The organism is Bradyrhizobium sp. SSBR45G, from assembly GCF_030159255.1.
GTDB lineage: Bacteria > Pseudomonadota > Alphaproteobacteria > Rhizobiales > Xanthobacteraceae > Bradyrhizobium.
Map to the genome: position 1 here is coordinate 1 of NZ_BSCT01000055.1, position 22,692 is coordinate 22,692.

Here is a 22,692-nt window from a genome sequence, read left to right on the forward strand (position 1 = left end):
GGCCGGGACAAGCCCGGCCATGACGACGTGGAGACAGACGAGCGCAACACTTCGATCGTCATATGCGATAGCCGTGCCGCAAAGGGCAGGGCTATCGCATATGAACACGCGCAGCGGTCCCTACGAACGATCCTGCCGATTTGTTACTCCGTCATGCCCGGGCTCCGTCCCGGGCATCCACGTCGTTCCCAGCGTGCCGAGCGACGTGGATGGCCGGGACAAGCCCGGCCATGACGACGTGGAGAGAGACGAGCGCAAAACTGCGATCGTCATATGCGATAGCCCTACCGCAAACGGCAGAGAGAGGTTGCAGCGCCCGCGTCGACAAAGATTGCCTCATCAAGCCGACTGAGCTTGCACTCTCCAATAGCAACAACAACCTTGGCCACGAAGACGGCGCGCTCACTCTCCCCGTTCTCCATGGGGCCGCCACGAGCTTCGCTCGCGCTGAGAGGGGCGGGGCAAGGGGCAGCGGAACGGGTGTTCTTATTGTGTGCAGCGAGCTGAGTCTGGCGCGTCTGCCGAACTCACTCAATACTGCACGCGCACACCCACCAACCCGACCACCGCCATGAAGTTGTTCATCGCGATGTTGGAGCGGGTCCATTCGGTGCGCACTTCGCTCTTCAGCTGGATGTTGCGGTTGATCTTGTAGGTGCTGCCGGCCGCGACGAAGGTGCGCTGATCGGTGCGGCCGATGCCGACGAACTGATCCAGTCCGTAGCCGGCGCGCAATGTTCCGATCAGCCAGGGCTCGAACTGATGGTCCATCTGCAGGATCACGTCGCGTGACAGGATGCCGGACACGTTAAGCGCGGGAGTTTCCGAGGCCTGTGAGCGCGCCACCAGCACGAAGGTCGTGGCATCGGTCGCGGCCCAGGCGAGCGTCGCATCCGCGATCACGCCGCTGACGTTCGGCATGAGAGGCGAGTCCATGCGCCGCGTGAGATAGCCGACCGAGGCTTCGCCGGTCAGCGATCCCATGTTGATCACGGCGCCGGCGCGCCCGGCAATGCCGCTGGAGTCGCGGCGCTGGCCGTTGAAGTCGACCTGCAGGTCGTGGTTGCGGCGGTCGAAGCTCATATCGATGAAAGGCGAGATGTTCGGCGTCAGCACATAGGTGACGCGGACCTGCGCGCCCGGCTGCGTGTAGTTGCGGTCCTGCGTCCGCAGCGGCACGTTGGCCGTGATCATTGCATCGTTGAAGACGACGCGGTCGGCCGATCCCTTGAACGCGATCTCGGTCGGGCCGATCTTCTGCAGCACGCCGGCGCTGCCGCCGAAGGTCGTCGCGCGCGGCAGCTTGACCGCCCCCGGAAGCGCCAGGGCATCGTTGACGAAACGAGCCTCGCCGGTCAAAGCGGTGCCCTCGATGACGTCGTAACGGCCCTGCGCGCGCGCCTCGAATGTCGGATGGCTGAGCGAGCGGACGTTGGTGTCCTCGGTGTAGGCGCCGCGGAAATCGGCGTTCAGCTGATGCCGCTCCCATTGCGAGCGCACCGAGACTTCGGTGGCCGCGATCACGACGGGAGTTCCGGCTCCGCCGGTGCGCCGCGTGGGATTGCTGTCGTAGCCGGCCTGGATCTCGACCGCGGGCTTCACGAGGAACGACCCGACCGTGATGCCCGTCGGATCATAGGGCTTGGCCTCGGCAGTCACCGCCGGCGGCTTCACGGTGTCGAGGTTGCGCTCGGGCAGCACGTCGCGATTGCGCAGCACGGCCGCCGGCTGGGAAGCGGCAGCTGCGGTCTCGGGCTGGACAGGTGGCGCCGCCGCAGCCGCAGGGGCCGCCGGCGCTGCGATCTGTCTGGGCGTGGCTTGCGGCGCAGGCGCTGCCGCGCGGACCGCTGCGGTGGGCGCCAGTGCGGCGCGCGCCGGCTGGAACGCCGCGAACAGGAAGCCGCCAGCCGGCGTAGCGCCCCTGCCCGGCGCTGCGAGCGCCGGCGCCCCGGCTTCGCGCACGGGACGCAACAGCGCGCTCACGCCGCGCGGATCCTGGCGCATCATCAGCGTCCGGCTGTCATTGGTGATCCGGGGAACGTTGTAGTAGATGCTGCGCGCCGTGATGTGACGGAAGAACAGCCGGTCGGCACGCCCGGGAACCACGTCCGTCGGCTTGGTCTTGATGGTCTGCTGCGCGGAAGCGGCATCGACCACCATGACGGTCAGGAGCAGCACCTCGACCAGCGCAAGCGTGACCCCTCTCTGGGATCGCGTCACCATGAGCCGCTTCGTCCGCACGGCGAACGCGCCGGTCTTATGAGGTGAATGAGCTTGCAACGGGACGCCGGGGCTGTGCAGAGATGATTGCGATCACGTCGGGGCGTCGCCGACATCACGCAGCAGGTGCGCGCGACCAACTCCCCTTGTCCGCAAATGACTGGCAAAGGTCGGCGGAAGTTTTGCCGAGCTGGGGAGATTTCATGCGAGAGTGAGAAGCGTTCGCGACAATCTGCCATGAGCCTTCGCGCGGGATGCGGGGGCAGTTCGCACAAAGAACTAATTAGTCGGCACGGCGGTCGAATGCGCCCGGCCGCATGGTTCGTGACTGAAAGGCGGCGCCGCCATGTTGCCGTCCCGACAAAGGTCGGGCGGAGTGCTGCGGCGGCGGACACTATGCCGCCTTGCGTCGGAACGTCGCAGCTTCATCTGCTGCAATACGAGGATCGGCTCGATCGTCAGCTCCAGGGGGCGACCGTCGCCGCCTCCCTGCGCGAGGGACTGCTGCTGGACGTCCGCCCCCTGCAAGCCCGGCACGCGGCAGACATGCAACCGCCGGACTGACGATGCGCCCGACGGGCAGATCGCGCATGCGAGCCATGAGGACACTGCCCGTCGTGTTGAAATGCCGCAGCGTGCGGCCTTGCACCGTCGGGCAAATCAGGTCGATGTTTCCGCGCATCCCGCCTCACACGAAGGGGCGTTGCGCGCGATCGTCACGACACGCGAGGCGGGGATGCGGTGGCCGCGAGAGCTCGCAGCGCGTCTTCGGAGGCGCGGACGAACGATGCTGTTGCGGACGTGAAGTTGCGTGGTCCTGGCGCCCCGAGGCTGGCGCCAAGTCCGTGACGATGCTGACGCGTCGTACGGGCGACGGTGGCTAACAAGCCGGACACCGGGGAGAGCGCGATATAAGCGTGAAAACCACCGCGCAGGGAATGCCGGGTCGATCCGGCTGCACCTGTGGTACCTGCCGCCTGCATTTTTTTCCGCAGGCGGGCCATGGGTGAGGCCATCACCCGGCATTCCCTGCGCCCTTCGTACGAACAGAAGGGCGATGCTGATCGGATAACTCGGGCTTCCCGTGCCGCGAGACCGCGAGGTCATGTCATGATCCGTCTGGATAGAGACGCAGGACCCGCCACACCGTCATTGCGAGTGAAGCGAAGCAATCCAGAGTGGCGCGCGCAGCCCTGGATTGCTTCGCTTCGCTCGCAATGACGAAGGACGGAGACAGCCCAGTGCCAATGTGTTTGCAAAAGGTTCTGCTGCCGGATGATCGACGACAATGACCGCGCAGCTACTTGCCGAAGTCCTCACGCATCTTCGCCTGGATCTTGGCCATGCCGCCGAGCCAGCGGTCGTAGTTCTCGGTCTTCTTGCGCATGTAGCCCAGCACCTGCGGATGCGGCAGGATCAGGAAGCTCTCCTCGGCAAGGCCCTTGAGCACGTCCTGCGCGACCTGCTCCGGCGTCAGGTCGCCGTCGCCGGATTGCGGGCCCTTCGGAATCGCGCGCAGCATGTCGGTGTCGACGCCCTGCGGGCACAGGATCGAGACCTTGATGTTGTCGGCCTTGTGCGAGATCGCGAGATTTTCGGCGAACCCCACCGCGGCATGCTTGGTGGTCGAATAAGGCGCGCTGCCGACCTGCGACAGCAGGCCGGCCGCCGAGATCGTATTGAGGAAATAGCCGCCGCCGCGCGCCTTGTAGCGCGGGATCAGATGCCGCGCCGCATAGACATGCGCCATCACATGGATGGCCCAGCTGCGTGCCCATGGTTCGTCGGAGGTGCCGCCGACATTCACCGACAGCGGATCGAAGCCGCCGCCGATGCCGGCGTTGGAGCAGAACAGCGCGATCGGCCCGAACTGCCGCTCGGTCTCCGCGATGACATGCGCGATGTCAGCTTCCCGGGACACGTCGCATCTGAACGCCGCGCCGCCGATGACATCCGCCACGGCCCTGGCCCCGGCCTCATCGAGATCGGCGACGATCACCTTGGCCGCGCCGTCGAGGGCAAACGCCTCGCACAGCGCCTTGCCGATGCCGCGGGCTCCGCCGGTGACCACCACAATCTTGCCGGTCACCTGCATGCAAAGCCCTCCGCGTGGAATTGTCTAGGTCAAGACCAGGTCGAGCACCGCGGTATAATGGAAGCCGGCGCCCAGCAACACGAAACCATGCCAGATCGCGTTCTGGAAGCGCAAGCGTCGCCACGAGTGGAAGATCACGCCGAGGCTGTACAGAATGCCGCCGGTGAGCACGCAGGCGAGAACCGAGGTCGGCATGACCGCGATGACCCGGTCATACATCATGATGCCGCTCCAGCCGAGCGCCAGATAAAGGCCGATCGACAGCGCATCGAACCGGCCCGGCCAGCGCAGCTTCAGCACGATGCCGAAAATAGCGACGCCCCAGACCCCGATCAGCAGGGCGGCCGAGAACAGCGAATCCTTCAGCGCGGCGATGAACGGCGTATAGGTGGCGGCGATCAGCACATAGATCGCCGAATGATCGAACCGCCGCAGCACCCATTTGGTCGGCGATACCGGCCACAGATTATAGGTTGCCGACAGGATCAGCATCGACAGCAGGCCGGCGACGTAGACCGACACCACGATGATATCGACAGGGCTGGCATAGATCGCGGTCAGCACCACCAGGACGGTCGCAGCGACCAGGCCGGCGGCGATGCCGACGATGTGGACGACGCCGTCGGCGATCATCTCGACCTTGTCGTAGTTCCAGCGCATGGCGCCGGTGGCGGCATGGACGGAGGTGGAGGCGAGCTGCTTCAGTTGGAATACGGTCATGGAAGAACCTGGCGCTGGTTTGCCGGGGACAATGTTGCCGGGATGATTATGGTTTCCAGTGGTCAACGTTCCGTTCAAGCGATGATTCTTACCCGGAACGCGGGGCAAATGTGAGCTTGAATCCCGCGTTTTGCATCGCCACCTTTCAACAATCGCTCACGCCCTTTTCAACAGGCGAATCCTCCTCCCTCCCATGGTGTCATTTTCCGAACTCGTCGAGGAAGCGCGGCTCTCGGCCCGCGCCCTGCTCGATTATGGCGAGAGCTTCTTCAATCCCGCAATTCGGCTCGGCGTCACCGGGCTGTCGCGGGCCGGGAAGACCGTGTTCATCACTGCGCTGATCCATGGCCTGGTGCGCGGCGGACGCCTGCCGGTGTTCGAGGCCCTCGCCTCCGGCCGCATCGCCCGCGCCTATCTGGCGCCGCAACCGGACGACGGCGTGCCGCGCTTCGCCTATGAGAGCCATGTGCAGGCGCTGGTGGCGGAACGGCGCTGGCCGAGCTCGACGGTCGACATCAGCGAGCTCCGGCTGGTGATCGAATTCCAGCGCGGCAACGGCGCCGAGCGCACCTTGACGCTCGACATCGTCGACTACCCCGGCGAATGGCTGCTGGACCTGCCGCTGCTCAACAAGAGCTACGAGGAATGGGCGCGGGAAAGCCTGGCGTTGTCGCGCAGTGCTCCGCGAGAGCATCTGGCGGCCGCGTGGCATGCCCAGCTGGCGACACTCTCGCCAGAGGGCCGCGAGGACGAGCCGGCCACGCTCGAGGCGGCCCGCCTGTTCACGGAATATCTGCGCGCCTGCCGTGACGACCGCTTCGCCATGAGCCTGCTGCCGCCCGGGCGTTTCCTGATGCCCGGCAATCTTGCCGGATCGCCGGCACTGACCTTTGCGCCACTCGATGTGCCGGAGGGAGGTCAGGCGCCGGACGGCTCGCTGTGGGCAATGATGGTCCGCCGCTACGAGTCCTACAAGGACATCGTGGTCAGGCCGTTTTTCCGCGACCATTTCGCCCGGCTCGACCGCCAGATCGTGCTGGTCGACGCGCTCGCCGCGTTCAACGCCGGACCGGAGGCGCTGCATGATCTCGAAGCCGCGCTGACCGGCATTCTCGATTGCTTCCGGGTCGGGCGCAGCACGGTGCTGTCGAGCCTGTTTCGGCCGCGCATCGACCGCATCCTGTTCGCCGCCACCAAGGCCGACCATCTGCATCACACCAGCCATGACCGGCTGGAGGCGGTGCTCCGCCGCGCCGTCAATCGCGCCGTCGCCCGCGCCGAGAGCACCGGCGCCGAGATCGACGTCGTCGCGCTGGCGGCGGTCAGGGCGACCCGCGAGGCGCTGGTGGCTCGCGGCCGCGACAAGCTGCCGTCGCTGCTCGGCACCCCCGCCGCCGGCGAGAGCGCCAATGGCGAGATCTTCGACGGCCACACCGAGGTGGCGACGTTTCCGGGCGAGCTGCCGGCCGATGCCGAGGAGCTGTTCAAGGGCGGCGCCTATCGCGGCCTGTCGAGCGCGGGCGCCGACGGCGCCGATTTCCGCTTCCTCCGCTTCCGCCCGCCGCTGCTGGAGCCGGACGCTGGCGGTGAGCCGGCCCTGCCCCATATTCGTCTCGACCGCGCCCTTCAGTTCCTGATCGGAGACCGGCTGCAATGAGCGAAAGCGCAAAGGAACGGGCCAAGGAACGTTCCAAGCCCCGCCGTCCCCAGACGTTCCGGCTCGACGATCCCGATGTCGTGGTGGTCGATGCGGAGGATGCCGGCCGGCCAGGCCGCGGCAGCATCCAGATCACGCCGGAAGCCGACCCGGCGCAATTGCCGGTGCCGATCGAGGCCGTGCTGCCGGTCCGGCGCGGCTTTCGCTGGGGTGCGGTGTTTTGGGGCTCCGTCGGCGGCCTCGTCCTGCTCGGCCTCGGCCTTGGCGTCACCAGGCTGATCGAGGATCTGTTCGCGCGCAGCGAGGCGCTCGGCTATGTCGGCACCGGTTTTGCCGCAGCGGCAGCGATCGCTTTGGCCGCCGTGATCGGCCGCGAAACCTATGGGCTGGTGCGGCTCGCCACGATCGAGAAGCTGCATCAGCGCGCCGCCGCCGTGCTGCTGTCCGACGACCGCCGCGAGAGCCGCGAAGTGGTGGCCGAGCTGCTGCGGATCGCCCACGCCAATCCGCGGCTGGCGCGGCCGCGCGCGGAGGTCGCGGGTCACGCCGACGACATCATCGACGGCGCCGACATGATCAAGCTCGCCGAGCGCGAGCTGATGATGCCGCTCGATATCGAAGCCCGGCGGCTGGTGTCGGTCGCGGCCCAGCGGGTTTCCGTGGTGACAGCGGTGAGCCCGCGCGCGCTGATCGACGTGCTGTTCGTGTTCGTCGCCAGCCTGCGGATGATCCGTCAGCTGGCGATGCTCTATGGCGGCCGGCCCGGCGCGCTCGGCATGATCAGCCTGCTGCGCCACGTCATCGCCCATCTCGCCATCACCGGCGGCATGGCGGCGAGCGACAGCCTGATCCAGCAGGTGCTGGGGCACGGCATCGCCGCCAAGCTGTCGCAGCGGCTCGGCGAAGGCGTGCTCAACGGCCTGCTCACCGCGCGGCTCGGCCTCGCAGCCATCGACGTGACGCGGCCGATGCCGTTCGCCGCACTGCCGCGCCCGGCGCTCGCCGATCTCGCCAAGGATCTGCTGCGCAAGCAGGAGGACGGGGAATGACGCTCAGGCGCGCGGCGTGGAGTCGAGATCACCGGCGAGCCAGCGCCATTGGTAGAAGGGCGAGGCTGGCGGCGGCGACAGCTCCGGCGTCCAGCCCGTCAGCCTGTCGATCGCGTAGCTGTCCATGACCCGGCCGCGCCAGATCCGATCCACGCGGCCGAGCGGCGCGCGGCGTGCCGTCGTGTCAGCGAGCAACTGGCCGGTGTTGTCCGGCTCGCGCACGACATAGAGGCCGTCATGTCCCGCGATCAGGCTCATGCCCGGATCACGAAAGCCCATGAAGCGGGCGCGCTCGTTGATCTGGACCACCGGCACGCGTCCTCTGAAGAACCAGCGCATCATCGCATAGGTGCGATAATCGGAGGTCCCGATCCAGCTCGCGCCGGTTTTTTCCAGCTCCTGCTCCACCCGCGCCGCCACCTGCTGATAGCCCGCCTCGGCGCCGATCGGATCGGTCCGCCCCAGGAAATTCCAGGGCGCGGCGATGTAGTAGAGGAAGATCAGCACCACCATCGCGATGCCGGAGACGACGGCGATGCGCGCCCAACGCACGGTCGAGCGGATGAACCACGCCGACGCACCGTCCTGCGGCAGCTTGACGATGTTGATGGCGACGGCCGCAAAACCGATCGGCCACATGAACATCGGCCAGGTATCGCCGATCCGCAGCGTGAGCGACTTCCAGAGGAAGTACAGGAAGGGCACGAGCACGGCGGTCGACAGCAAGATCGCAACCGGTTCACGCGTGCGATAGCCGCGCCAGGCGGTCAGCGTCAGGGCCGACAGCGTGACCGGCAGCAGGACGAAGCCGACCTGCCCGAACTGCAGGCCGAGGTAATCGCCGAACGTCCGCAGCGAGAGATCATGCGGTGCGGTGGCGCGGACGAACTGGAAGCGGAACGACGCCCAGTCGTGCTGCACGTTCCAGATCAGCACCGGCGAGAACACGGCGAGCGCGATCAGCGCACCACACCATGGATAGGGACTGAGGAGCCAGCGGCCGCGCCAGGCCGGAACCAGCAGGAACGCGCCGACGGCAGGCAGCATCATCACGACCGTGAACTTGGACAGCAGCGCAAGTCCGCCGAACAGGCCGGCAGCAAGCCACCAGCGGCCGTCGTCGCTCTCGGCGAGACGCACCAGCGCCCACATCATCGCGAGCGCAAACGGGATCGCCGCGACGTCGGGCGCAACCTTTGCCATCAGCAGGCCGTAATACAGCGCGGCTTCGGGCAGCAGCACCGCGAGGATGACCGCCTGGGTGTTGTGGGTGACACGGCGCACGATGTCGGCCAGCAGCAGCTGCGTCGCCGCCATGCCGAGGATTCCCGCGAAGCGCACGCCGAGATTGGTGTCGCCGAACAGCGCCGTCCCCAGCCGGATAAACCAGGCGATCATTGGCGGATGATCGAGAAAGCAGAGCTGCAGCTCCTTCGACCAGGTCCAATAATACGCCTCGTCGGTGCGCAGATCGAGCGTCGCAGCATAGACGATGCGGATGAGGGTCATCGCCGCGATGATCGCAGCAGCGACGCACCATGTGGCGCGCGTGGACCGGTTTTGCGAGCTGTCGATGCTGGGGGAATGGACCGTCACGCGGCGCTTTTCCCCGACAACGCCCGACCTGTCAACTTTCCCGGCCGCTTGGATCGCCCCGCCCCCGCAGCACGCTGCTCTAGGCTGACAGGGAATAACTCTCTAGAATCGCGGTTCAAGATCACACGGATCGCATGACCATCTCGCTTTACCATCGTTTGAAGACCGTTTCTCGCGGCATCGGCGTGCGCCAGGTGCGGCTCATCTGCGGCCTCATTCTGTTCAGCTACTTGCTGAGCCATTTTCTCAACCATGCGCTCGGCAACGTCTCACTGCAGGCGCTCGCGATCGGGGTCGCGTATCACCTCGCCTTCTGGCAGTTCCTGCCGGTGGCTATCGTGTTCTATGCCGCCGCGCTGACCCATGGCGGTCTCGGCGTATGGGCGCTCTACCAGCGCCGGCAATTCAGCCGCAGCACGCTGGAGCCGCTGCAGCTGATCTTGGGCCTGAGCATCCCGGCGCTGATCTTCAGCCACATCGCCGGTGTCCGCCTCGGCCACACGCTCTACGGCCATGACAAGCTCTACCCGCAGGTTCTGTACTCCTATTGGGCCGGGCCATCCTGGCGCGTCTGGCTGATGTCGGCCGCGCTGCTGACGTCGTGGAGCCATGGCTGCATCGGCCTGCACTTCTGGCTGCGTCTGAAGCCGTTCTATCAGCGCGCCGCGCCGTGGCTGCTCGCCTGCGCGGTCCTGATCCCAGCGCTGGCGCTGCTCGGCTTCTATCGGGGAGGCCGTGACATCATCAGCGCGAGCGCGACGACACAGTGGCGCGCCGAAAATCTGTCGCCGAAACAGACCGGCACCGCTTCGGAGCAGGCCACGCTCGAGACCATCATGAACGGCTTCCTGATCGGCTATCTCGGCCTAATCGGCGCCGTGCTCGCGGCCCGCGGCCTCCGTGCGCTGCATGAGCGGCGTGGCGGCATGGTGACATTGTCCTACAACAATGGGCGCATCATCCGGGTGCCGAAGGGTCTGTCGGTGCTCGAAGCGAGCCATCGCAACAACGTGCCACATGCCAGCACCTGCGGCGGCCGCGCCCGCTGCTCGACCTGTCGGATCAGGGTGATCGGCGATCCAAGCGGGCTGCCGGCCCCGTCGCCACGCGAGGCGTTCGTGCTGGCCCAGGTCGGCGCAAACGACCCCTCGATCAGGCTGGCCTGCCAGTTGCGCCCCACGGACGATCTCTCGTTCTTTCAGCTGTTCATGCCGAACCTGACGCCGGGCGAGCCCGGCAGCCAGCGCGCCGCGATCGGGCAGGAGCGCTATCTCGTTAGCCTGTTCGTCGACATGCGCGGATCGACCAGCCTGGCTGAAAAACGGTTGCCGTTCGACGTCGTGTTCATCGTCAACCGCTTCCTGGGCGCCGTCTCGCAGGCCGTGCTGAGCAACGGCGGTCAGCCTAATCAGTTCGTCGGCGACGGCATGCTCGCGCTGTTCGGACTTGGGGTCGATCCTCATGTCGCTTGCAGGCAGGCGGTCCAGGCCGCCCATGACATCGCGGTCAACATCGCCGAACTCAATGCGGTGCTCAGCCACGATCTGCACGATCCGATCCGTTTCGGCATCGGCATTCACGGCGGCGAAGTGATCGTCGGCGAGGTCGGCTATCGCGACCACATGGTGTTCACCGCGCTCGGCGATGCCGTCAACGTGGCATCGCGGCTGCAGGACATGACGAAGACGCTCGGCTGCCAGGTCATCATCTCCGACGACGTCTACGAGCGGGCCGGGCGCGCCTCGGGCCTGCTGCCTCAGCAGGAGGTGGAGATCCGCGGCCGCGCTGAGCCGATGCGCGTAAGGACGGCCGCGGACGCCGCCGATCTCGTGTCGCAGAGCCCGACCGACGAAGGCGCCGCCGCATGAGCGCTGCTTGAACCTGTTCGTGGCATGCGCTGTCATAACAAGACCGGTCACGGCGGAGCGGCGGACGGGCAAGGCCGCAAAGCCGCCATGATATCGATCAATTCGGGCCAGAAGCGCCCGCTGTTTGCGCTATCAAGCCCGTCACAACCGCAGTATTCTCAAAATCCGGGCCTGACGGTTTGCGGGGACCGCCGGCTCGAACTGGATTGCTCCCGCGGAGGCAACGTATGGCTAAAGGTACGGTCAAGTGGTTCAACCCGACCAAGGGCTATGGCTTCATCCAGCCGGCGGCCGGGGGCAAGGATATTTTCGTCCACATCTCAGCAGTGCAGAAGGCCGGGCTCACGACCCTCAACGAGGGCCAGACGATCGAGTATGAGGAGATCGCCAACCGCGGCAGAAGCTCGGCCGAGAACTTGAAGGTGTAGCAGTCGACCGGCCGCGCCATTCCGCCCCACGGATTGAACGGCGTGCATCGTTCCTCTCACCAGGCCAGCACAACGCGATCCATCGATCCAAGAATCGATCCAAGACAGGAGCGGCGCCCGCTCCTGATCACATCTTACGTTTGTTTGTAGTTGAAGCTCCCTCCCCGCCATTGCCTCGCCCGCCAGAGACGCGTCAAATGGCGATCGAACCGTGCCAACGTTGAAATTCCAGCGCACGGAAGGAAACGGGAGCTGAGCCTCATGGACGACAAGGGCATTTTCCACGGCCTGAAGGTGCTGGACTGCGCGAGCTTCATCGCCGCACCCGCCGCCGCAACCGTTCTTTCCGATTTCGGCGCCGACGTCATCAAGATCGAACCGCCCGGCGCCGGCGATCCCTACCGCAACCTGCCGAACCTGCCCGGCTATCCGCGCAGCGAGCACAATTACGCCTGGTATCTCGAAGCCCGCAACAAACGCAGCATCGCGCTCGATCTGTCGAAGCCGGAAGCGCAGGCGGTGCTGCAGCGGCTGGTTGGCGAGACCGATGTCTTCATCACCAACTTCCCGCCCTCCGTCAGGTCCAAGCTCGGCCTCACCTACGAGACGCTGGCGCCGTTAAACGCGCGGCTGATTTATGCGTCGTTCACGGGTTATGGGGAGAAGGGCGAGGAAGCGGACAAGCCGGGCTTCGACAGCAATGCCTATTGGGCGCGGTCGGGGCTGATGGATCTGGTCCGCGCCGACGAGACCACGACACCGGCGCGATCGGTGGCCGGCATGGGCGATCACCCCTGCGCCATGGCGTTCTACGGCGCCATCGTCACCGCGCTGTACCAGCGCGAGCGCACCGGAAAGGGCTGCCACGTCGCCTCCAATCTGATGGCGAACGGGGTCTGGGCGGCGTCCGTGCTGGCCCAGGCCAAGCTGTGCGGAGCGACCTTCACCGAGCGGCGGCCGCGCGAGCGGGCGCTGAACGCGGTGGCCAACCACTACAAATGCCAGGACGGCCGCTGGATCATGCTGTCGCTGCTCAACGAGGAGAAGCAATGGCCGATCCTCGCCCGCTGTCTCGGCCGTGACGACCTGATCGACGATCCGCGCTTTGCCACCAAGGCGGACCGCCACGCCCGCTCGGTCGAGCTGATCCATGAGTTCGACGCCGTCTTCGCGACCAGGCCGCTGGCCGAATGGCGCAAGATCCTCGACGGCAGCGGGCTCGTGTTTGGCGTGGTCGGCATTCTCGACGACATTCCGACCGACCGGCAGATGATCGAGAACGAGGTGCTGGTGCCGTTCGAGAACGACACCATGCTGACCGTGAACAGCCCGATCTTCATCGATGGCCAGCGCAAGGTCGCCCCGCGCAAGCCGCCCGGGGTCGGCGAGCACAGCGACGAGATCCTGCGCAGCGCCGGCTTCGACGACCAGGCCATCCAGAGCTTGCGCGCGCGGGGCGCGGTGGCCTGAGCTAGCGCGTCGCGATGAAGCACATGCCGAACCGCGTCGCCGGGCCCGTCTGACAGGACAGGTTCGCGGCGCAGGTCCATTTGGAGAAGCTCTTGTCGTTGTCGGCCGGCGCGGCGCTGCTCGCATAGCAATGCCCGCCCCAGCCGTCATTGTAGACCGTGCCGGCGAGTTCGTCGCTGCCGCGCAGCTGCGGGCGGCTGGCGAAGCCGCGCGAGAAATCCGGCGTGCGCCCCTCCGCGAACGCAGTGACGATGTCGCGGCGGCGGACCTGGTCGCCGAAGAAGTGCGGCGAGCCCGGCACCACGACCGTGTTGGACGGCTTCTCCGCCATCCAGTCGACGCCGGGGAAGTGGAAGCCGCCGATGCCGCGAGTCTGGTGGCAGCCGCCGCAGCTGGAATCGTTGAGACGGCGCTCGAAACCCGCCACCGACTGGATGTTCTGCAACGTCATCCCCTGCGCGGCCGCCTTCTCCAGCGCCCCGACCACATCGGCCTCGGTGAACAGCGGAGCCGGCGCGCTCGCATCGCCCTGCACCAGCCCGTAGGCGGGCAGCATGTCGGAATTGACGAAGCCGGTCGGCGTCGGCGCCACCGCAACCTTCGCCAGGAATTTGTCGGGGATCACGGCCATGCCGCGGTCGAGCTCGCCGAGATGGACGGGATCGAGCAGCCAGTCCTTGAACTCGCGCGCCAGCGCGGCATCCGACAGCAGCCGGTCGCGATCGATCTGGTCCTCCAGCACCGCCTCCTCGAACGTCCCGCTCGCGGCCTGATAGTCGAACACCTTCATCATGTAGTCGGTGCGGAAATCGCGGACCGCCGATTTCGGCGCATGCGCGATCTGCAGATTGGTCTCGATGCGGTGGATGTTCTCCGGCCGGATCAGCGCCAGCGGCCCGTCCGGCTCCGACAGCTTCGCCGCGAGCTCCGGACCCGTCAGCTGCAGCTCCGATGTCGCCAGCCAGCGCTTGGCGATCTCGGCGCAGCTCGGCGTGTTGCTCTTCGCCTCCGCGTCGCTACGCGCCTTGAGCACGATGTTCAGCGTCATCGGCAGCCGCGGCGAGGAGATCTCGCCGCCTTTGGCCTCCGGCGGCGTGGTCCGCGTCAAACGGTACAGCAGCCGCACCTCGCCGCAATGCTCGGGATCGACGAAGGCACGGTCCATGCGGTTGACGACGCCCGCCAGCACGAAACGGGCATCGCCGGAATCCAGCATCGCGCGGTCGAACAGCTGAAACGCGTAGGACGTGCCGACGCCGATGCTCTCGTTCGGCAGGGACGCCTTGTGCTTCTCGACGTAGCGGTCGAACTCCGCCTTGAGCCCCTTGCGCACCGGCAGCATCGACGGCAGCGCGAACAACGCAGCGTCGGTCAGCGGCGCGTCGCCGGCCCGCGCGGGCGCCAGCATCCGGCCGAGGCCGAACGGGCCGTTGTCGAGCGCGCGCAGCGCAAACGGTTCAAGGATCGCCGTGCCGCGCTCGAGCGGCGCGCTCTCGTCTGCCTGCGCGAGCGAGCTCGAGCACAGCATGGCCAGGCCAACTATCAACCGACGCAAGGCGCGCCTCCTCTTCCAAACCAGACCTCGCGGGCCGGGCCATCACTCCCTCCGCGCGCCGGCTTGCTAGGGGCCGAAGATAGCCGAAAGGCGGCAGCGGCGGACAATTGTGCGACGAGGCGCCTCACGTCGCGGTGAGGCGCCTCGTCGGATTCGCTTATGGAAGAGATGGCCGGTCAGCGCGCGACGACAAGACCCTTGGTGGTGTACACCACCCAGCGGCCGTCCTGCTTGCGGATTGCGTCGACCTTGCCGAGGCCGGGCACCGGATCCCCCGCATAGACCTCGTAGAGGCCGCCGCGGCCCTCGATCAGCGCGCCGCCACGGCCGACGTCGCGCAGCACCCAGCCCTCGACGACCTTGGGCTTGCTGGTCTCGGTGCGGGTCGCCTCGGCTCGCGCCGCCTCGGCGCGGGCGGCCTCGGCCCGGCCCGGCTCCGTCCTGGCCGTCTCGGTCCTGGCTGTCTCGGTTCTGGTCGGCTCGGTCCTGGCCGGTTCGGCCCGGCTTGCCTCCTGTCGCATCGGCACGCCTGACGGCGGGACCGCCGCATTGATCGCCCCGATGGCCTGCTGCGGCACGGACGCCGTGCTGTCACGGGCGGTCGCCTGCGTGGCTGCGGAGGCCTGCGCGGCGCGCAACCGATCCACGGCCTCGCTCAACCGCTGCAATTCGCTGGGCTTGCCTGCCTTGGTGGTCAGCTCCCCCAGCACCTTCTCCAGCCGGTCGAGACGCTCGGCCGACTTGTTCAGCTCGACCAGGCTGGTCTGGCTGGTCTGCTCGAGGCTGGCCTTGAGGTTGGCGATCTCGTTGTCGATCCGCGCGACCGCCGCACTCAGCGTCGGATCGGCCGCGCCGCCCGAACCGGTGTCGGCCACGCCGCCCGTGGAGCGATCGACGAAGGTGGCGGTGGCGAGACCGCCGGCCACGCCGCCGACCACCATCGCCAGCAGCACGATCGCGGCAATCGCCGGAAGTCCAAGCCGGCCGGCGGGCACGGCACGCGGCATCGCGGGCGTGCCCGAGGACGGCGGCGTTGCCGCTCCCGCGCCGGCTGCCATGCTTGCGGCAGGCGACGGCTTGGCGCGCGCATCGAATTTGAACGGTTCGGCCTTCAGCTTGGACCTGGCCCAGGCGGTCGCCTTATCGACCGCGGCACCGGCCATCCCCGCCATTCGCGCCGGCTCGGCGACCGCATCCGCCGCGGCCATCGGCCGCTTCGGGGGCTCGGTCCTGGTCGGAGCCTCGGTCTTGGCAACCGTCTCCGGCTTTGCGGCCATCTCCGGTTTGGCGGCCAACTCGGGTTTGACAGCCGGCTCCGGCTTGGCGGCGCCGTCGGGCTTTACGGCGGCCGCGGGCTTGCTTGCGGTCTCCACCTTGACCGGCGTCTCCGGCTTGCCCGGCAGCTCGGCTTTCGGGGCGGTTGTCCCCATCGGGCCGATCTTCGGTGCGTTGGACGCGAGCGTCGACAGCTTCGGCGTCTCGACCTTGAGCAGGTCGCCGGCGGCAGCCGCGATCTTCACCGGCTCCGACTTCACCGGCTCGGTCCGGATCAGATCCAGGATGGTTGAAGGGGGTTTGGCAGCCGCCTGGCTCGACGCGCTCTGGCCGGCCTTGACCGGATCCGGCCTGGTGCCGCTGGTCTTGATGGCATCGGCCTTGATCTTGTCGGCCTTGATCGGATCCGGCTTCGCCTTGTCGGACTTGACCAGGTCGAGCCGCTTCGGCTCCGCCTTGCTGAGCTCCGGCTTCGCTGCCTCGGTCGATGTCGCGACGGTCTTGAGGACGCCGGCCTTGATGTCCTCAGACGGGAGCGGATCGGCCTTCATGGCGTCAGTCCTGGCTGCGTCAGTCTTGGCCGCATCGGTTTTGGCCGCTTCGGTTTTGGCCGCATCCGGCTTGGTCGCCGCGACCTTGGTCTCCGTCCCGGCCCGCACGGCCTCCACCACGACCAGCTCAGGCTTGGCCTCGGGCTTCGCCGTGGAACTTTCGGGGAGCGCAGGCTTGATGTCCGCGGCCGGGCGGTCCGCCATCGGCGACTCATGATCGGGCGAGATCATCGCCGGCCCGACTGGCGCGAGCGCCGGTACGGCGGTATCGACAACATCGGGGGACACAGAGGTCTTCAGCGCCGGCTCAGCATTGGCGATGCCCGGATCGGCCATGCCAAGGCTGGTCTGTTCGGCCTTTTGCTCGCTCACGTTCAAGTCTCCGGATGACGTTGAGCCCTTGGTAACCTTAGTTAGCGTTTGATTGATTGCCAAAATCTTACTTTTGCTGGGCTTACCTGAGTTTTAGGGATTCATCCGGGGCGGATTTGCGCCGACAACGTGGAGCAGATGTGGCAAGCGGTGCTCGAATATTCATCGCTCCCGGGCCTGGTCCCTGCGCAGCGGACGATCGGCAGTAAGGCCGGCCCTGGTCCTGATCAGCCCCGACGAGCCGCGCCAAATCGGCTCGCGGCACGATTGCGCCCGAGATTCTGCCGGTGATCACCCTCCTTCTGATGAGAGGGCGCAGGGAAGACCGGGCATCGACTGATACCCGCGGCCCCCGTGCGGAAGAAATGCACGGGGCAGGAACCACAGGCTCAGCCGGACATACCCGGCCTTCCCTGCGCGATGGCTTTACGGCTGCTTCGTAGTCTCCCCGGTGCGCCGGGCTTTCTGGTCCCGTGACCTGCGCAACGCCTCAAGCGTTGTCGCAAGCGTGGCATCGGCTTCGGGATGCCAGGACCCTACGACTTGACCGTCCGCACCAGACCTGCTCGCCGGCCCTGCTTGCGCAGAGCCCCAGGTTTGACGCGGCCACCGCTCCCCGCTGCTACGCCTCGTGACGATCGGCCGAAACGTCCCTCTTCATTGCAGGCGGGATGGCCGGGATCATCGTTGTGATTTGCCCGACATTGCAAGCCGACAGCGTGCGGCAAACTGGCTCGACGGGCAGTTTGCGCATGACGGGGATGCAGGAATTGCCCGTCGGGTGGAGGCGCACGAGAGAGGCAAGCTGCATGCAGCATGACCGCCCTGCTTAGTTTAGTGCACTGTCACCGTAATATGTCACCGTAATATCCGCCCCTCGGACTAGCCGCCCAACCATACGGCGTGAAAGGGACTCAATTCCTTTTACGGTTCGTCCACATTGCCCATGTTATTGCCCGCACGATGGCCATTCACAAACTTTATGGCGAGCTTGCCGCCTCGCTGGTGCGCGCCACCACGGAACGCTGTGAGCCTGGCGAGCCGCGCACCCGTGTTGGCGCCAAACTCGACGGTTCGGGCGGCCTGTCTGCCTACGAAGGCGCGTTGCTCATCCTCCACCGGCTGGGGCTGGCGACTCCCGACCACAAGCTGGCGATCGATGGTGGCCGGGTCGTACAATTCGTCACGGAGCGATCGCGGAACGGCGAAGTCAAATTGCCGCCGATCGACGACGTCCTTGAACCGTGGCTCTCGGTTGCAGACCAGGAGGGTCATCTGTCGCTCAAGCGCCTGCCCTTTGTCCCGCATGACGATATCAGGCCCGTGATGGACGCACTTGTGGCGCTGGACTACGCCAGGCCGGCGGGCAATGCCTGCATATGGACGGACAAGATCGGCCGTGCGATGCAGATGACCAGCTACTGGGACGAGAACAATTTGTCGCGTCAGGAGCTCGAGGAGCGGGACGTCGATCTGGAGATGCGCAAGGCGCTGGCTTCCATTCCCGAGGATGTCAGGCTTGCGGCGCTCAGAGGCAACCGCATAGGCGTCGTCAAGGCTTTGGCCGCGCGTTGGGTTGATGGCGTTTGGCTCCCCGATACGGCCGACGAGGCCCCTTGGTGGCGTCTCACCGCAGTCGGTGATGGAGCAGCCCGATTGGTGGAGTTGATCCAGGGGGCTGACGACCCGGTGACGCGCGAGGTCAACTAGGCATGGTCGCACCGCGCGCTCAACCGGATGACTTGTTCTTGCGGCTCCTCGAGCCGGGTTCGCTGCTGAGCAAGATCGTCATAGCTCGCTTGAACCGCTTTACCCGTCACAACCCGCCAACGCATTTCGGGGTCGAGAAGGGGTGGCGCTGGCTGTTTAATCCTGTTGGTGATGCCAGAGGGCGCGGGCTTCTCAAATATTACCGGTATTGGCGGGCCTTCAAAGTCAATGACCGGTTCTGTACTGAAGTCGCACTTCAATTCGGTCGACCTGACGTGCATACCATCATGTTCAACGGACGTGACGCCGCTGCGGATGAAAGAGCGCAGTTGAGCGAGAGCATGCGGACCGGGCGTTCATATTACGAGGCCAGCCCCACGTTCCACGCCGCCGTCGGCAGATTGAAGGGCATCGGCATTTCCTCCGAATTTGGCACGTATCAGGAAGATCGGGGCGCATACAACGCCCTGGGGCTGCAGGGCACCGTGGCCGGTCTTGAACGGTTGGAGGCGCTTGCCGCAGAGGATGCAGGTTATCGCTCGCCGGACGAACGCGAGGCGGCTGCACGGCGATTCCGGATCTTTCTTTTGCGAAACTGTCTTTGCAACTCCAAGGATTATCGCGAGCGCCATGCCGACGTCGGAGGCTCGCCCTATGACGATCCCGGGAATTGGCCGAAGGAAACCTGATTGATCATGAATGATCAAGTCGATTCGAGAGCGACGGCGAACTCCGCCAGATTCTAGCTGCGACCGGCGGGGCGAACAGTTTCGGCGAAAGATTTGATAAGAGTCGGTGCGCACCATCGACATCCGTGCACGGTCACCGAGTCGTTGGCTACGCCGATCCACCCTGCTCCATCTCGATGATCCGGTCGTAGAGCTCCCTGACGGTGAGCGGCTTCAGGCGCTCGGCTTGATCCCAGAGCCAGATCAGCAGATGCCACGGCGTCATCGCTCGCTCCTCGCCAAAGTGCTGCAGGATCTCGTCGCGGGTCAGTCGAAGACCGTATGTCTCGAGCAGGGCTCGTGCGAAGTCTTCTCCATCGGCGCCTGCAACGCCCAGGTCGTGCACGACGTCGGTCTCGGGAGAGATCGGTTTGCCGTATCTGGTGACGTGTCTGACGAAGCGGCTGAACTCTTGAAAGGAGACCATTTTGCAGATCCTGCAGCCGTGCCGGTCAGACGCTTCCCTCGTGCTCGATCACGAGCACCCTGGCCATGCCGACGGGATGGGCGACATGCTCGTCGCCCGCGCAGGCGTGGAAGATGTCACCGACCTCAAGAGCGTGAACGACCGTGCCGCCTGCGGAGCGCGTATGCATGTCCACCTTGCCGTCGAGCACGACGAAGACCTCGGGGCCGTCGTTGACGTGCCATCGATAAGGCTCGTCGGTCCAGTGCAGCCGGACGGTTGCGGGGGACGCGAAACGCTCGATGTCCAGCGCGTCCCACGCGCGGGTTGCGAAAAACTCGCGTGGCACGATCTTCTGCACGAATCATGTCTCCCTTTCACCAGAGAAATGGTAGAAATTCCTTTGCCAGGGCGCAGCTTGCGCTTCGACGGAAGACGCCTGCGAATCGCTGTTTCTCGCCAATCACTGCTTTGCAATGGACATCGACCGAACCAACAAGCGCATCATCGCGCTCCTGGAGCAGAACGCGAGACTCAGCGCCGCTGCCATCGGCCGCGAGATCGGTCTGTCACGACCGGCGGTGCAGGAGCGCATTCTGGCCATGGAGCAGAGCGGCGTCATCCAGGGCTATCATGCGACGATGGGTGAAGGGGTCGGCCTCGCCCGCGCGGTCCTGTTCATCCGCATCGCCGAGCGCCCCTGCGATCGCGCCCTGACCTGGCTGTCCTCGCTGCCCGGGGTGGTGTCGGTTGCTTCGTTGGCTGGCGAGTGGGACGCTCTCGCGACGGTGACCTTGCCCAGTGTTGCCGACCTGTCGGCCCTGAATGACGAGATCGCCGCCTCTCCATTGATCTCGGAGTCGCGCAGCCAGATCGTCCTCAAGACGTACGAGAGGAAGGGTGGAGTGGCGACCTCGGCATGATGCTGCGGCTCTATGCGATGATGGTGTCCACAATCACCGAATGCCGGATTTGGAGCTGAGAGCGATGATCGAAGCGGAGCGGCTGTCGCGGCGGCGTTTCGTGCAAGGCGTGGCGGCGCTCGGCGCGGTAGGCGCCGCACCGGCGCACGCGGCGGCGGAGAGAGCGGCGTCCGCCTCCGACGTGCTTGCGGACAAGGGCATCATGGTGGCGATGCGCGACGGCGTGCATCTGGCCACCGACATCTACTGGCCGGCGAGCGACGGCAAGACATTGGACGGGCGATGGCCCGTCATCATGAACCGCACGCCCTATGGGCGCGAGAAGACCGCCGCGCGCGAGATGACGGCCGATGGGCGCAGGCGCACGCGGGCGGAGGTCGCCGACTATTACGTGCGGCGCGGCTATGTCTTCATCTATCAGGACACGCGCGGCCGCGGCGGCAGCGAGGGCCAGTTTGTCAAATATCTCGACGACGGCCAAGACGGCTACGACATGTGCCAATGGATCATCGCCCAACCCTGGAGCGACGGGCGGATCGGCATGCTCGGGACCTCCTATGACGCCCACACCCAGGCCGCGGCGGCATGCGCCGGGGCGCCCGGCCTCAAGGCGGTGTTTCTCGACTTCGGCGGCTTCTCCAACGCCTATCAGAGCGGCATACGGCAGGGTGGCGCGTTCGAGCTGAAGCAGGTGACCTGGGCCTACAATCTCGGGCTCGACAGCCCGGAGCTGGCCCGCGACCCCGTCCGCCTTGCGGCGCTGAAGGCGGTCGATCTCAAGGCCTGGTTCGCATCGATGCCCTGGAAGCGCGGCCACACGCCGATCAGCCTGATCCCCGACTACGAGGACTACGTCTTCGACCAGTGGCAGCACGGCACATTCGACGGCTATTGGAAGCGCCTCGGCATCTACGCCGCCGGCTTCTATCCCCAGCTGGCGCACAGCGCCACCGTTCATCTCTCAGGCTGGTACGATCCCTACTCCCGCACGGCGACCGACAATTTCACCGGCACGCGCCAGCAGTCGGCGCAGCCGGCGCGGCTCATTCTGGGGCCGTGGACACATGGGGCCAGATCGACGACGTTCGCCGGCGATGTCGATTTCGGGCCGGAGGCGACCTTCGAGAACGCCACCGGACAGGACTACTTCGCCTACCGCCTCGCTTATTTCGACCGGCACCTGCGCGGCATCGCCAACGCGGACAGCGAGCAGCCGCCGGTGCGCATCTTCGTGATGGGCGGCGGCAGCGGACGGCGCAACGCCGAGGGGCGGCTGGATCATGGCGGCCGCTGGCGCAGCGAGACCGACTGGCCGATCCCGCGCACGCAATGGACGCGCTTCTACTGCCACGGATCAGGCGCGCTCGCCGAAGCCCTGCCTGCTGCCGATGCCGATCCGATCAGCTACGACTTCGATCCGCGGGATCCCGTCCCGACGATCGGCGGCGCCGTTACATCCGGCGAGCCCCTGATGCGCGGCGGCGCCTTCGATCAGCGCGAGACGGCGGCGGTCTACGGCGCCAAGCCGCCATTCCTGCCGCTCGCCGCGCGCCCCGACGTGCTGGTGTTCGAGACGCCGCCGCTCGAGCGCGATGTCGAGGTCACGGGCCCGATCAAGGCCTCCCTGTGGATCGCGTCCAACTGCCCGGATACGGATTTCACGATCAAGCTGATCGATGTTCACCCGCCGAGTTCGGACTATCCGGAAGGGTTCGAGATGAATCTGACCTCGGGCATCCTGCGCTGCCGCTATCGCGACAGCTGGGAGGAGCCGAGCCTGATGGAGCCCGGCAGGACCTATCCCATCAAGGTGACGGCGTTGCCGACCTCCAACCTGTTCAAGACAGGCCACCGCATTCGTCTGGACATTTCGTCGAGCAACTTCCCGCATTTCGACGTCAACCCGAACACCGGAGCGCCGGAAGGACGCGGCCTGTCGACGCGCGTCGCCACCAATACCGTGTTCGTGGATTCCTCCCGTCCGTCTCACGTTCTGCTCCCGATCATTCCCGGACGGTGACGGCAGGGGCGCCTTGTCACTGCTTTATTTTATGCACTGTCACCGAAAT

17 protein-coding genes are annotated in these 22,692 nt (G+C 66.2%); 9 read left to right on the top strand and 8 right to left on the bottom strand.

Annotated elements, in window-relative coordinates:
- Positions 1-531 precede the first annotated feature (531 nt).
- The 3 genes from QQL87_RS35125 to trhA all read right to left on the bottom strand — a co-directional run bounded on the left by QQL87_RS35125 (position 532) and on the right by trhA (position 5,035).
- Positions 532-2,223, bottom strand: coding sequence for an outer membrane beta-barrel protein (locus QQL87_RS35125; RefSeq protein WP_284423701.1), 1,692 nt, complete (start codon positions 2,221-2,223; stop codon positions 532-534).
- Between the two features lie 1,297 nt (positions 2,224-3,520).
- Positions 3,521-4,315, bottom strand: coding sequence for an SDR family oxidoreductase (locus QQL87_RS35130; RefSeq protein WP_284423700.1), 795 nt, complete (start codon positions 4,313-4,315; stop codon positions 3,521-3,523).
- A 24-nt stretch (positions 4,316-4,339) separates the two neighbouring features.
- Positions 4,340-5,035 carry a PAQR family membrane homeostasis protein TrhA gene (gene trhA, locus QQL87_RS35135; RefSeq protein WP_284423699.1) on the bottom strand — a complete coding sequence of 232 codons (696 nt, stop codon included), beginning with the start codon at positions 5,033-5,035 and terminating at the stop codon, positions 4,340-4,342.
- Between the two features lie 193 nt (positions 5,036-5,228).
- On the opposite strand from trhA, the gene QQL87_RS35140 reads away from it, so the two are divergent.
- Entirely contained in the window at positions 5,229-6,692 is a 1,464-nt protein-coding gene (locus tag QQL87_RS35140) for a YcjX family GTP-binding protein (RefSeq protein ID WP_284423698.1), read from the top strand.
- Positions 6,689-7,741 (top strand): YcjF family protein, encoded by a 1,053-nt coding sequence (locus QQL87_RS35145; protein WP_284423697.1) that lies wholly within the window; start codon positions 6,689-6,691, stop codon positions 7,739-7,741. Before QQL87_RS35140 ends, QQL87_RS35145 begins: the two co-directional genes overlap by 4 nt.
- Positions 7,742-7,744: 3 nt before the next feature.
- Here the strand turns inward: QQL87_RS35145 and QQL87_RS35150 are convergent, their stop codons facing one another.
- Positions 7,745-9,250 (bottom strand): glycosyltransferase family 39 protein, encoded by a 1,506-nt coding sequence (locus QQL87_RS35150; RefSeq protein ID WP_284423704.1) that lies wholly within the window; start codon positions 9,248-9,250, stop codon positions 7,745-7,747.
- A 221-nt stretch (positions 9,251-9,471) separates the two neighbouring features.
- On the opposite strand from QQL87_RS35150, the gene QQL87_RS35155 reads away from it, so the two are divergent.
- The 3 genes from QQL87_RS35155 to QQL87_RS35165 all read left to right on the top strand — a co-directional run bounded on the left by QQL87_RS35155 (position 9,472) and on the right by QQL87_RS35165 (position 13,103).
- The gene (locus QQL87_RS35155) at positions 9,472-11,205 is read left to right on the top strand and encodes an adenylate/guanylate cyclase domain-containing protein (protein ID WP_284423696.1); all 1,734 of its coding nucleotides are present in this window, start codon (positions 9,472-9,474) and stop codon (positions 11,203-11,205) included.
- Positions 11,206-11,432: 227 nt separating this feature from the next.
- Entirely contained in the window at positions 11,433-11,633 is a 201-nt protein-coding gene (locus QQL87_RS35160; RefSeq protein ID WP_006609369.1) for a cold-shock protein, read from the top strand.
- A gap of 261 nt (positions 11,634-11,894) precedes the next feature.
- Complete coding sequence (locus QQL87_RS35165) at positions 11,895-13,103, top strand: CaiB/BaiF CoA transferase family protein (RefSeq protein WP_284423695.1); 1,209 nt, start codon at positions 11,895-11,897, stop codon at positions 13,101-13,103.
- Position 13,104: 1 nt separating this feature from the next.
- Here QQL87_RS35165 and QQL87_RS35170 read toward each other — a convergent pair whose 3' ends face one another.
- Positions 13,105-14,649: a hypothetical protein gene (locus QQL87_RS35170; protein ID WP_284423703.1), complete on the bottom strand. Its 1,545-nt coding sequence runs from the start codon at positions 14,647-14,649 to the stop codon at positions 13,105-13,107.
- 185 nt (positions 14,650-14,834) lie between these two features.
- Entirely contained in the window at positions 14,835-16,856 is a 2,022-nt protein-coding gene (locus QQL87_RS35175; RefSeq protein WP_284423694.1) for a hypothetical protein, read from the bottom strand.
- Positions 16,857-17,819: 963 nt separating this feature from the next.
- Between QQL87_RS35175 and QQL87_RS35180 the strand changes: the two genes are divergently transcribed.
- Entirely contained in the window at positions 17,820-18,566 is a 747-nt protein-coding gene (locus QQL87_RS35180; RefSeq protein WP_284423693.1) for a hypothetical protein, read from the top strand.
- 2 nt (positions 18,567-18,568) lie between these two features.
- Complete coding sequence (locus QQL87_RS35185; protein WP_284423692.1) at positions 18,569-19,255, top strand: hypothetical protein; 687 nt, start codon at positions 18,569-18,571, stop codon at positions 19,253-19,255.
- A 148-nt stretch (positions 19,256-19,403) separates the two neighbouring features.
- Here QQL87_RS35185 and QQL87_RS35190 read toward each other — a convergent pair whose 3' ends face one another.
- Complete coding sequence (locus QQL87_RS35190) at positions 19,404-19,721, bottom strand: hypothetical protein (RefSeq protein ID WP_284423691.1); 318 nt, start codon at positions 19,719-19,721, stop codon at positions 19,404-19,406.
- A 25-nt stretch (positions 19,722-19,746) separates the two neighbouring features.
- Complete coding sequence (locus QQL87_RS35195) at positions 19,747-20,061, bottom strand: cupin (RefSeq protein WP_284423690.1); 315 nt, start codon at positions 20,059-20,061, stop codon at positions 19,747-19,749.
- Between the two features lie 115 nt (positions 20,062-20,176).
- Here QQL87_RS35195 and QQL87_RS35200 point away from each other — a divergent pair, with 115 nt between their 5' ends.
- Complete coding sequence (locus tag QQL87_RS35200) at positions 20,177-20,623, top strand: Lrp/AsnC family transcriptional regulator (protein WP_284423689.1); 447 nt, start codon at positions 20,177-20,179, stop codon at positions 20,621-20,623.
- A 64-nt stretch (positions 20,624-20,687) separates the two neighbouring features.
- Complete coding sequence (locus QQL87_RS35205) at positions 20,688-22,643, top strand: CocE/NonD family hydrolase (RefSeq protein WP_284423688.1); 1,956 nt, start codon at positions 20,688-20,690, stop codon at positions 22,641-22,643.
- The last annotated feature ends 49 nt before the right edge of the window (positions 22,644-22,692 follow it).